Annotated in this window: 6 protein-coding genes and 1 tRNA gene; 3 read left to right on the forward strand and 4 right to left on the reverse strand. The window is 63.0% G+C overall.

Translation table 11 applies throughout. The features are described from left to right. Positions 1–13: 13 nt before the first annotated feature. The 3 genes from AB5Y71_RS13745 to AB5Y71_RS13755 all read right to left on the reverse strand — a co-directional run bounded on the left by AB5Y71_RS13745 (position 14) and on the right by AB5Y71_RS13755 (position 6,123). The gene (locus tag AB5Y71_RS13745) at positions 14–3,889 is read right to left on the reverse strand and encodes an SNF2-related protein (RefSeq protein ID WP_368171810.1); all 3,876 of its coding nucleotides are present in this window, start codon (positions 3,887–3,889) and stop codon (positions 14–16) included. Between the two features lie 423 nt (positions 3,890–4,312). Next, a complete protein-coding gene (locus AB5Y71_RS13750) occupies positions 4,313–5,398 on the reverse strand; it encodes an ATP-binding protein (RefSeq protein WP_368171811.1) in 1,086 nt (361 codons plus the stop codon). Further along, positions 5,395–6,123 carry a response regulator gene (locus tag AB5Y71_RS13755; protein ID WP_106842632.1) on the reverse strand — a complete coding sequence of 243 codons (729 nt, stop codon included), beginning with the start codon at positions 6,121–6,123 and terminating at the stop codon, positions 5,395–5,397. The genes AB5Y71_RS13750 and AB5Y71_RS13755 overlap by 4 nt, the downstream gene beginning before the upstream one ends. A gap of 157 nt (positions 6,124–6,280) precedes the next feature. Between AB5Y71_RS13755 and AB5Y71_RS13760 the strand changes: the two genes are divergently transcribed. Together AB5Y71_RS13760 and AB5Y71_RS13765 are read left to right on the forward strand one after the other, a co-directional pair. Then, a complete protein-coding gene (locus AB5Y71_RS13760) occupies positions 6,281–7,438 on the forward strand; it encodes an efflux RND transporter periplasmic adaptor subunit (RefSeq protein ID WP_368171812.1) in 1,158 nt (385 codons plus the stop codon). Positions 7,439–7,453: 15 nt separating this feature from the next. Then, entirely contained in the window at positions 7,454–10,588 is a 3,135-nt protein-coding gene (locus AB5Y71_RS13765; RefSeq protein ID WP_368171813.1) for a multidrug efflux RND transporter permease subunit, read from the forward strand. 86 nt (positions 10,589–10,674) lie between these two features. On the opposite strand, the gene AB5Y71_RS13770 is transcribed toward AB5Y71_RS13765, so the two are convergent. After that, positions 10,675–10,764, reverse strand: a tRNA-Ser gene (locus tag AB5Y71_RS13770). Between the two features lie 439 nt (positions 10,765–11,203). Here AB5Y71_RS13770 and AB5Y71_RS13775 point away from each other — a divergent pair. Continuing rightward, on the forward strand, positions 11,204–12,112 hold the full coding sequence (locus AB5Y71_RS13775) for a L,D-transpeptidase family protein (RefSeq protein ID WP_216949325.1): 909 nt from the start codon (positions 11,204–11,206) through the stop codon (positions 12,110–12,112). The last annotated feature ends 18 nt before the right edge of the window (positions 12,113–12,130 follow it).

A 12,130-nucleotide genomic window follows, 5' to 3' on the forward strand; every position in this document is an offset into this window, starting at 1 on the left:
GCGGCGTCGCCAATCAGCCCATCAGCAGGGCCCGCAGGCTCTCCACATCCAGCCCGCGCACCTCGGACTGGCCGCTCAGCAGGCCATCGGCCAGCGCCCGCTTCTCGTCGTGCAGGGCGACAATCTTCTCCTCCACCGTCTGCTCGCACACCAGCCGGTACACGGTCACCGGCTGGGTCTGGCCCATCCGGTGAGCCCGATCGCTCGCCTGATCTTCCACCGCCGGGTTCCACCAGGGATCGAGGTGCAGCACGGTATCGGCCTGGGTGAGGTTGAGGCCGGTCCCCCCCGCCTTGAGGCTGATGAGGAACAGCGGCACCTCCTCATGACGAAAACGCAGGATGGAGTCCTGACGGGACTTGGCGGAGCAGCCGCCATCCAGATAGCAGTAATCCCAGGATTTCTGCTCGATGCGGGCCCGCAACAGACTCAGCAGATCGACAAACTGGCTGAACACCAGCACCCGATGACCGCCGTCGATCGCCTCTTCCAGCAGGGCCATCGCCTCGTCCAACTTGCTGCTGGTTTGCGACCATTCTGGCATCACCAGCTCCGGCGAACAGCAGAGGCGGCGCAGTCGGGTCAGGCCGCTCAGCACATGCATCAGAGCGCGGCCATCGGCGCTTTGCACCTGCTGCACCACTTCCCGCCGGGTCGCCTCGTAGAGCTGGCGCTCTTCGGGGGAGAGGCTGATGTGGTGGATGATCTCGGTCTTGTCCGGCAGCTCGGTCAGCACCTGCTGCTTGAGACGGCGCAGGATGAAGGGGCTGATCACCGCCCGCAGCAGCGCCATGTGCTGGGGATCCTTGACCGCTTTGCCAAAGCGACGCTTGAACTCGCCAAGGCTGCCGAGCAGCCCCGGGTTGATAAAGGTGAAGAGACTCCACAGCTCCCCCAGATGGTTTTCGATGGGGGTGCCGGAGAGGGCGAGGCGAAAATCGCCGTCGAGCTGGAACAGCAGCTTGGCGCGCTGGGTGCCGGCGTTTTTGATCTGCTGGGCCTCATCAAGCACCATGGAAGACCAGCGGCGGGACTTGAGCGCCTCCGCCAAGCTGCCGAGCATGCCGTAGTTGATGAGGATCACCTGACCGGCCTTGGCCTCGCGAATCATCCCCTCCCGCTCGGCCGGGTTCTCGAACACCACCACATCCAGCTCGGGGGCGAAACGGGCCACCTCCTCCTGCCAGTTGGTGACCACTGACTTGGGCACCACCACCAGCGCAGGGCCAAGGTGCTGGCGCATCCGCAGCACGATAAGCGCCTGCAGTGTCTTGCCCAGACCCATGTCATCGGCCAGACAGGCACCAAAACCGTGATGGGCCAGGGTCGCCATCCAGCGCACCCCCTCTTTCTGATAGTCCCGCAGGGAGGTAAGCAGCTCGTCCGGGCAATCGACCTCCTGCTGCCACTCCTGCTGCAGGGATTGCCACGCCGCATCCCCTTCGGTGGTAATGACCGAGAGCAGGCGAGTGAGCGGATAGGCCAGTTTGTTGTTGATGCGCTGCTCTTCATCGAGCATGGCCCCCAGCATGGTGAGCCGTTCCACCAGCTTGTCGCTCAGCATCAGGCTGGTCTTCTCATCGAGCTGAACGGTGCGCTGCCCCGGTGTCATCTGGCGCAAAATAAGGCGCAGGTCGAGGATCTGGTGCTCATCAAGCGCCAGTGCCCCTTCGACCTGGAACCAGTCCTGCCGCCGCTCGATGCGCAGACTCAGAGCCGCTTCATCAAGGCTCTTGAGGCGAGCGCTGTCCTGATGCCAGTGAATGACCACACCGGCATCCACCAGCTCGGGCAGGGCATTGACCAGCGCCAGCGCCTGTTCCCCCTGTAGCAGCCACTCGCTGCCGGGCAGGCCGATGGGCAATTGATTGCGCAGCAACTGGGCCTGCAGCTTCTCGGCCCCGAGATCCCGTTGCCAGTAGTGGTACGCCTTGATCCCCTGTCGCACGATCGCCTCCCCCTTGCCAAGGGGCTGGGGTGGCAGATCCTCAAAGCGAGTGACCAGCTTGACCGACAGCTGGCCATCCTGCCAATCCAGTTGCACCGAAGGAATGCCCGGCCAGGGAGCCAATTCGGCATTGCCGCTAAGCCCCGCAACCTGACTGTGCCAGGGCAGCTCGGGTATGGCGTCCAGGGTGCGTTGCAACTCAGCCAGCCCCTCGGCGGGCAGCAGCGGGATGGATTCGAGCGCAGGCAAGCGGTCGAGCAGCGGCTGCGGGGTGAGGATCAGCTGCCACAGATCCTGCGCCAGCGGCATGATATGGGCCCCGCGGGCGGCCGCATCGGGGCAGAGCTGCGCGCTCATCCCCTGTTCGGTGGCCACCACCTGCAGCAGGGGGGCGCTGATGGCCAGTTGCAGCTTTTGCCCCTTGGCGTTGAACAAGCGGGGGTGATCGGCCAGCGGCGCCCAGACATCCCGCGGCAGTCGTCCCATCACCCGTGGCAGGGTGCGAACCAGTGCCCAGTCGTGCTCATCGAGCATGGCGGCATACTGGGTAGAGAGCAGGGCCGGATCGACCCGGCGACCGGCGGTCCACTCCTCCTTGGTACTCAGCTTCTGGATCTTGCACTCCAGCTCGGGGCCGTCGGCATGGAGCAGCCACACCAACCGCTCTTGCGGCTTGCGTACGCCACTGGAGCGTCCCAGCCCCTGCAACCAGTTGAGCCAGCTGGCAGAGGCCGCGGTTTTGTCCTCGTCCCCGTCATCATCCTGCTCGTCACTGCCCTCTTGCGCACTCTCCTCACTACCGCGCAGTTGGCACAGGGGTGCCCCTTTGGCCCCCTCGCCCAACAAGATGCGCAGCAGATCCTGACAAAAGGCCATCAGGCGATGATGGGGTTCGGCATCGAGCAGATGGGAGAGATCCCACTTGTGCAACATGGCCACCTGCGGGCTCTGGGCACCGTGACGGGCCAGCGCACAGAGATCGAGCCAGAGATAGCCCCAGTGGAGCTCCTCCACCGGCAGTTGCAGGGTATCGAACAGGCCGACCGCCTGACCGTGGCGATCGCCCGCCCACTGGCTGAGCAAGTCGGCAAGCAGGGGGAACTGGCCAGTCAGACTGCGCTGCCACTTCTTGCGCTGTTCGCTGGCGATGACGGGATCGGCCTGCTGCAACCAGCCAAGCCAGAGCAGGGCGCTGAACGAACGGGGCCACTGGCCCGCCTCACCCTCATCGGTTGCCTGCCACTGGCCCAGCGCGGTGAGCAGTCGCTCGCCAAGCGGGCCGCTCTGGCTCTGCTGGGCCAGCGCCTGCAGGGCCGGCCAGCCGGGGGCGGCATCCTTGTCCTCGCCGGTTGGCGATGTGCACTCACCATCCCCGCAGAGCCAGCGCCACTCCGCCTCGAACGCTTTGGCCCTGACCTGCACCTCGGGGGCACCGCGCACCAGCGCATTGGCCAGCGGCCAGCGCTCTTCATAGGGGGCATCGAGCAAGAGTTGCAGCGAGAAGTGCTCCAGCAACATTTGCTGCCAGGCGGGGCTGGAGCCCGCCAGCAACTGGTGAGCGTCCGGGGTATCGAGCAGGGTGAGCAGATCGCTGGCCGAGAAATAGGTCGGGATCTCCCCCGCTTTGCCGCGACAGAGCTCGCGCACCACCGCATGGGTAAGATCCTGCCCGGTCAATGAGGGCACCCGGCTCCAGTCCGGCGCCGGGCAGAGGCCGGCACGCACCCCCAGGATCAGCGCCAGCGTCCCCTCGGCGGTCAGGCTCCACTGCTGCTCCCCGCGCAATCTGACCAGCCCCGCATCCTGCAATCGGGTCAGTTTATCGATCAGGGCATGGCCTATCGCCAGTTGTTCTTGCAGCAAACGGGTACTGGCAACGCGCTGCAATTGCAGGGTGGCGAGCAGGGCATAACTATCCGAAGAGAGGGTGGACGCAGACATCAAGACTCACGGGCAAGTGCAAAAGCGGAATTTTAACGGTAAAGCGCCAGCGGCTCGACCCTTTACCGTGAAATAACTCAAAAAAAAACGGCCACCCATGATGACCGTCGAAAGTAACGAAGGAAATAGCCGGATCATCCGGTTACCTCCCACAGCGGGAAAATCGGGAGCGCTAGCCCCTAATTCGTGGAGCCAATGCTAGAGGTTGGCGCCCGAAAAAGCTTTGAAGCGGATCACAGTTGAAAAGGATTTCTGAAAACGGTTTCAATTTTTAGCGGCAAAAAACCATGATTTCGCGCCAAATGAGCCATGTCCAAACCCCTCCTGCTCACCCGGCACAAGCGGTGAAAACCCTATGACGGTCGCTTGTCGCCCCCCTGTGCGGGCAGCTGTATAGCTTCACCATAACCCGCCGCCCGCAGGCTAGGTTTCAGGGCAACCGGACATGGCCGAGATGGACCAGGAGAGCACGAATCGGCTCCCTCCCCGTCCGGTAGATTGGCACACCGCGCTGCCGCCGTGGGCCTCTGCAATCGCCTTGACCACGGCGAGTCCAAGTCCGCTGCCGCCGCTCTTGCGCGAGCGTGACGGATCTCCGCGACGAAACGCATCGAAGATACAGGCGGCGACCTCCTCGCTAATGCCAGGTCCCTCATCTTCCACACTCAGGACGCATACACTCTCCAAGCGATGCAGCCGCACGGTCAGCAGGCCCGGCAGCGCGTGCTTCTGGGCATTTTCCAACAGCGCCATCAGAGCCTGACGGATACGAAACAGATCGCAGCAAACATGAAGTTCGCTATCGAGCTCCCGCTGCAACACAAATCCGCTCGCCGCCAGAGGGTTGGCAAACGCCTCAAGCACCACGGAAAGCTCGTCGGCCAGCCTGACATCGGTCCGCTGCAACTCCAGATGACCGCTGTCGTTGAGGCTCAATACCCGCAAATCCTCGATCAGGTGAGTCAATCCCTCCACCTGACGTAACAACCCCTCGAAGAGCTCACGCTCTGGCGGAAATACCCCTTCGGCCAGCCCCTGCAAACGGCCGCGCAAAATGGTCACCGGAGTGCGCAATTCGTGGGCGATGGCGGCATTCCAGAACTCCCGCTCGCGGGTCATGCTCTGCAGCCGCTCGGCCATGGCGTTGAAGTCGCGCACCAGTTGCGCCGTCTCCCCGATCGCCTGCTCATCCTCCGGCACACGGGCATCGAGTTTGCCCTCGGCCACCTCGCGCAGACTGGTTGCCACCGAGTTGAGCGGAGTCAGGATGCGGCGAGAGAGGCGAACCGCCACGTACAGCGCCATCCCCAATGCAATGAGAATGGTGGAGCCGATCCATAACATCTCGACTCTGGAGGGCACCCAGGTCTCGGAGATGCTGCCCGGCACAAACGCCACGGCGATGCCATAAAACACATAGGTGCCGATCACCGCGAGGGAGATGATACCAAGCGTCATCAAGCCCAGAGAGCGGATGATCTGCCTGCGAAGGCCGGGCGCCGATTTCATGCATCGCCCCCGAAGCGATAGCCAACGCCCCAGACACTGGCGGGGACCCCCTGAATGCCGTGTGTCTCCAGTTTTTTGCGCAACTTGCTGATGTGGCTATCCACCGTACGCTCCTGGGTATCCCCCTCCGGCAGGCAGTGAGTCAGCAGTTCGGCGCGACTGAACACCCGTTTCGGCGCCCGCATCAAAGAGGCGAGCAACTTGAACTCGGTCAGGGTCAGCTCCAGCACCTGCTGCTGGTCATCGCGGAAAATGCTGGCCTCGTGGCTCTCCAGATCGATCTGAAACTGGCCGACCCGCAACACATTCGCCGTGGCTGACTTTACGGCCCGGGTGCGTCTGAGCACGGCCTGCACTCGCGCCACCACTTCGGCCGGATTGAAGGGTTTGACCACATAGTCATCCGCCCCCATGCGCAGCCCCATCAGCTTGTCGAGATCCTGATCGAGGGCGGTCAACATGATCACCGGCGTATCACCGCGCGCCCGGATCTCGCTGAGCACCTGCCAGCCATCCAGTTGCGGCATCTGCACATCCAGCAGCAGGAGATCGGGTTTGAATGCCTGATGCATGGCCAGCGCTTCACGGCCATCGGCGGCGTGCAGGGAGCGCAACCCATGACGTTGCAGGTAAGCGGCGAGGATGTCGGCGATCTCGGCTTCATCCTCTGCAATCAGTACCAGTGACTGGCCCGCCGGGCTGGCGGAAGCATTGAGATGGGACATAGTCGGACTCGAAAAAAGGTGGCGTTGAACTTTATCATCGCCTCCATGGATTCTCCACAAAGCCTCGAATCATTCGCAATAGCCCCTCGCCATAATGGCCGCTCGATGCACTTTCCGGTCACATCACACCGGAGAGACGGTTTAACGAGGTGAGTGGATGATGTTTGTAAAACAGCGGTATGCGGGCGCCCTGCTCGCCGTCATTGCCGCATTCGGGTTGGCGGGTTGCGATGCCGCGCCGCAAGAGCAGGAGGCCCCCACCCTTCCTCAGGTATCGGTGCTGACTCTGACTGGTCGGGAGCTTGTCATCAGCGAGGATCTGCCCGCCCGGGTGGCGGCACTGCGCAGCGCCGACATTCGCGCCCAGATCAGCGGCATCGTACAGCGCCGCCTGTTCGAGCAGGGCGCCGAGATCAGCGCAGGCACAATGCTGTTCCAGATAAACCCGGCCCCCTTCAAGGCCGATGTCGACAGCGCCGCCGCCGCATTGCAACGGGCCGAGGCCGTGCTGGCCCGCGCCCGCATCCAGATTGACCGCCTGAAGCCGCTGCTGCGCACCGACGCCATCAGCCGCCAGACCTATGACGATGCGGTCTCCCAACGGGATCAGGCGGCCGCCGATGTGGCCCAGGCCAGGGCGACTCTGGCCCGGCACCAACTGAACCTGCAATTTGCCAGCGTGGAGGCCCCCATCGCCGGACGCATCGATCAGGCGCTGGTGAGTGAAGGGGCCCTGGTGTCGCCCACCGATGCCACCCCCATGGCCAGGATCCAGCAGATTGATCAGGTCTACGTCGATGTGCGCCAACCGGCCTCGGTGCTGGAATCCCTGCGCCAGCAGGCTGGCTCAACGGCACCGGAACTGGCGGTGGAGATCCTCGGTAGCAATGGCACACCGCTGGGAATGCAGGGGCGCATCCTCTTCTCCGGCATAGAGGTCGATGCCGGAACCGGTGACGTACTGCTGCGGGTACTGGTGGACAACCCGGAGCGGCGGCTCTTGCCCGGCCTCTACGTACAGGCGCGCATTCCCCGGGCCCGCTATGCCAACGCCCTGACCGTGCCCCAGCAGGCGGTAGTTCGCACATCGGGTCAGACCAGCGTGTGGGTGGTGGATGGCCAGGGGCAGGCACAGCTGGTTCCGGTCAACACCGCTGAACTGGTGAATAGCCAGTACCGCATCGCGTCCGGGCTCAGTGCCGGGCAACAGGTGGTGATCGAAGGGCTCGACCGTCTGACCCCGGGGATTCAGGTCATTGCCTCCCCCTGGCAACCACCTGCTTTCAGCCAACCGGCTGACGGTGGCATTCGCTGAATCGGAGAGTTATCCATGCCGCAGTTTTTTATCCATCGCCCGGTGTTTGCCTGGGTGATCGCCCTGTTCATCGTGCTGGCAGGGGTCATCGCCATACCCAAGCTCCCCATCTCCCGCTATCCCTCGGTGGCGCCGGTGTCGGTGACCCTCTATGCCACCTATCCGGGCGCCACGCCGCAGACCCTGAACGATGCGGTGGTGAGCCTTATCGAGCGCGAGCTGTCGGGAGTGAAGAACCTGCTCTACTTCGAGTCCTCTGTGGACGCCTCGGGCAGCGCGCAGATCACTGCCACCTTCAAGCCGGGCACCGATCCGGAGCTGGCCCAGATGGACGTGCAAAACCGCATCAAGGCGGTCGAACCTCGCTTGCCACAAGCGGTGCGGCAAACCGGCCTGCAGGTGGAGTCCGCCTCATCCGGCTTTCTGATGATGGTCGGCATGACCTCACCGGATAGCCGCTTCGATGAGGTTGCCCTCAACGACTACATGGCACGCAATATTGTGCAGGAGCTGCGCCGCATCGACGGGGTGGGACGAGTGCAGCTGTTCGGCGCCGAGCAGGCCATGCGCATCTGGGTAGATCCGGCCAAACTCGCCGCCTACGGGCTGACCATCAGCGAGGTGGCACAGGCCATCGAGCAGCAGAACATCCAAATTGCACCGGGACGCCTCGGTGATGAACCCGCCCTGCCGGGGCAGCGCCTGACGGTTCCCCTCACGGTTCAAGGCCAACTGACGACCCCCGAGGCATTCGCCGCCATCGTGCTGCGAGCCGGTGGCGATGGCGCCAAGCTGGTGCTGGGTGATGTCGCCCGGGTCGAGCTGGGGGCGCAATCTTACGCCTTTTCCAACCGGGAGAACGGCGTGGCCGCCACCAGCGCCGCCATCCAGCTCTCCCCCGGCGCCAACGCCGTGCGTACCGCAGATGCGGTGCGCACCCGTCTCGCCCAGCTCGCCCCCACGCTGCCGGCGGGCATGGCCTATTCGATCCCGTTTGACTCGGCCCCCTTCGTCAAGGTCTCCATCGAAAAGGTGATCCACACCTTGCTGGAAGCCATGGTGCTGGTGTTTCTGGTGATGTTTCTCTTCCTGCAGAACCTGCGCTACACCCTGATCCCGGCCATCGTCGCCCCCATCGCTCTGCTTGGCACCTTCGCGGTGATGCTGCTGGCCGGTTTTTCGATCAACTCCCTCACCATGTTCGGCATGGTGCTGGCCATCGGCATCATAGTCGACGACGCCATCGTAGTAGTGGAGAATGTCGAGCGCCTGATGGCCACCCGGGGGCTGTCGCCCCGTGAGGCGACCTCGCAGGCCATGAAGGAGATCACCGGAGCGGTGATCGGCATCACCTTGGTGCTCACGGCGGTGTTCCTCCCCATGGCGTTTGGCAGCGGCTCGGTGGGGGTCATCTACCAGCAGTTCACCCTGTCGATGGCGGTGTCGATCCTCATTTCGGCCTTCCTCGCCCTGACCCTGACGCCTGCGCTCTGCGCCACCTTGCTGCGTCCGGTCAGTCCGAGTCATCATGAGAAGCGCGGCTTCTTCGGTGCCTTCAACCGGGGTTTCGAGCGGTTCACGGCAGGCTACGGTGCGCGGGTAACCCGGCTGGTCGGGCGCAGTGGACGGATGATGGCAACCTTTGCCGCCCTCTGCGCAGTGCTGGCCCTCGCTGCCGCCCAGCTGCCCTCCTCTTTCCTGCCGGACGAGGATCAGGGTTACTTCATGACCTCCATCCAGCTGCCAACCGGCGCCACCAGCGAGCGTACTCTTGAGGTGGTCAAGGCCTTCGAGGCTCACGTCGCCTCTCGCGAGACGCTAGACACCAATCTGGTGGTGCAGGGCTTCAGCTTCTCCGGCGCTGGCCCCAATGCCGCCATGGCCTTCACCATGCTCAAAGATTGGGATCAGCGTCATGGCGCCACGGCAGCCGAAGAGGCAGATCTGGCACAAGCAGCCATGGCAAATATTCCTGAAGGCACGGTAATAAGCCTGCTGCCGCCTGCTATCGACGAGCTGGGCACCGCCTCCGGCTTCACCCTGTTCCTGCAAGACGGAGCCAACCGGGGGGACGCCGCGCTGCTGGCCGCTCAGGCCCAACTGCTGGAACTGGCCGCCAAAAGCCAGGTAGTCAGTGATGTGTATCCCGACAATCTGCCTCCCGGCGAGAGCATTCACCTCGAGATCAACCGACAAAAGGCCGAAGCCATGGGACTCTCGTTCGCCAGCGTGAGCAGTACCCTGTCGGCCGCAATGGGGTCGCTCTACGTCAACGACTTCCCCAACGGCGGGCACATGCAGCAGGTCATTCTGCAGGCCGACGCGTCGGCGCGCATGCAGCTCGATGATGTGCTCGGCCTGCGGGTACGCAATGCCAGCGGCGGCATGGTCCCCCTGCGGGAGGTGGTGACACCGGAATGGCGCGAATCGCCGCAACAGATGATGCGCTTCGATGGCTTCCCTGCCGTGCGTATTGCCGGGGGGGCAGCGCCCGGCATCTCCAGCGGAGCGGCGATGGCGGAGATGGAGCGTCTGGTGGCGCAATTGCCGCCAGGCTTCGCATTGGCCTGGACGGGACAGTCGTTGCAAGAGCGCCAGTCGGCCGAGCAGGCCCCGCTGCTGATGCTGTTGTCGGCGCTGGTGGTCTTCCTGGTGCTGGCAGCACTCTATGAAAGCTGGTCGATCCCGCTCTCCGTGATGCTGGTGGTGCCGCTGGGCCTGCTCGGCGCCGTGGCAGCCGTGATGCTGCGCGGTATGCCCAACGACGTCTTCTTCAAGGTGGGCATGATCACCATCATCGGTCTGTCGGCCAAGAACGCCATCCTCATCGTGGAGTTTGCGCGCCAGTTGCACAGCGAAGGGCGCTCACTGCTTGATGCGGCTGTCACTGCTGCCCGCCTGCGCCTGCGCCCCATTCTGATGACGTCGCTGGCCTTCACCCTCGGGGTAGTGCCCTTGATGTTCGCCAGTGGCGCCAGCGCGGAGACCCAGCATGCCATCGGCACCGGCGTGTTCGGCGGCATGATCAGCGGCACCATGCTGGCCATATTCTTCGTACCGGTCTTTTTTGTCTTCGTCATCGGAGCGCAGCAGCGCCTGCACTCCTGGCAGGCACGACGAGCAGCCAACGGCATTCATCCGGGCCGATGACCACAGATACACAGGCGGCCGGATAGTCCCTCAGCACATCACCAAAAGAAAAAGCCCAACCTGCTAAACAGGTTGGGCTTGGTATGTGGCGGAGAGACAGGGATTCGAACCCTGGGTGGCATTGCTGCCACAATTGATTTCGAGTCAATCCCGTTCGGCCACTCCGGCATCTCTCCGTGGGGAGAGATCTTTACCCAAGCAGGGCCGAGGATGCAACAAAAATTTCTTAGATATCAAATGGCTGAATCAGCTATCTGGGAGCAGGCTCACAATGCGGCGCGTACTGTTCGCGTTGCCAGGCCACCCTGCATCCACCCGACATTAACCCGCTCGCACACCCGGCCATTATCCATATCGTAATATTCCCCCATTGCTATGAGGCGTCTCTTTTTCCTACTTAGCGCTCAAATTTATGGGTGATGCCTATTTTTGCAGGTTTCCTATGTATCCCTACATCATTGTGGGTGCGCGGCAAGCTGGTAATCATGGGCTGATTGAGGAACAATCGCGCCATCCTAGCGGCTATGTGGATGATGTCCCGCCCCGATTGAACTGATGGATCTTCTTATGCGATTGCCGAAACTCAAGCCCCTACCCTTAACGCCCGCCCTTTCCATGCTGCTGGCAGCCATCCTGCTCTGCGCCGCGCCGGCAGAGGCCAAACGCTACCCGTTGCCAGCTGCCGGGAGTCGCCTCATCGGTGAGCTGGAGGATTACATCATCCAGCAGAATGAACATCTGGAACTGGTTGGAAAAAATACGCAAATTGGATTTTTGGCGCTGCTTGAAGCAAATCCGGGTGTAGACCCCTATTTACCCAAGCCGGGAACCCGCTTGACGCTGCCCACCCAGATGCTGTTGCCTGATGTGCCGCGCGAGGGGATCGTCATCAATCTGCCCGAACTGCGTCTCTACTACTTTCCCAAAGGGAAGAGCGAGGTCATCGTGCTGCCCATCGGAATTGGCGATATCGGCCGCGAGACTCCGGAGATGACCACCACCGTCATCGAGAAGAATCCCAACCCGACCTGGGTGCCCGGCCCCATGGTGCGCAAATCCTGGCTGGAGCAAAAAGGGATCACCCTGCCCGCCGTGGTGCCCCCCGGCCCGGAGAATCCCCTTGGCAAGTTCGCCATGCGCCTTGGTTATGGCAAACGCGACTACCTGATCCACGGCACCAACAAGGATTTTGGCGTTGGCCTGCGGGTAAGTGCAGGCTGCATCCGGCTGCGACCTGACGATATCGAGGCCCTGTTCAAGATTGTGCCGATCGGCACACCGGTGCGGGTCATCAATCAACCGGTCAAGGTAGCCATCGAACCGGATGGTCGGCGCTGGCTGGAGGTACACTCCCCGCTCTCTCGCACCGAAGAGGAGCTTGAAAATGGCGCCCCGCTGATGTTATCACCGGCCATAGAGAGCTTTATCAGCGCACCTGACGTGATGCAGGATGAGGTGACGGCGGCGCTGGAGAGCAAAAACGGCCTGCCCCGCCCCATCAGCAGCCAACTTGTCAGTGGCTAAGTCACCAGCGCCCGAGTC

The organism is Aeromonas sp. R9-2, from assembly GCF_040908025.1.
Taxonomy (GTDB): domain Bacteria; phylum Pseudomonadota; class Gammaproteobacteria; order Enterobacterales; family Aeromonadaceae; genus Aeromonas; species Aeromonas veronii.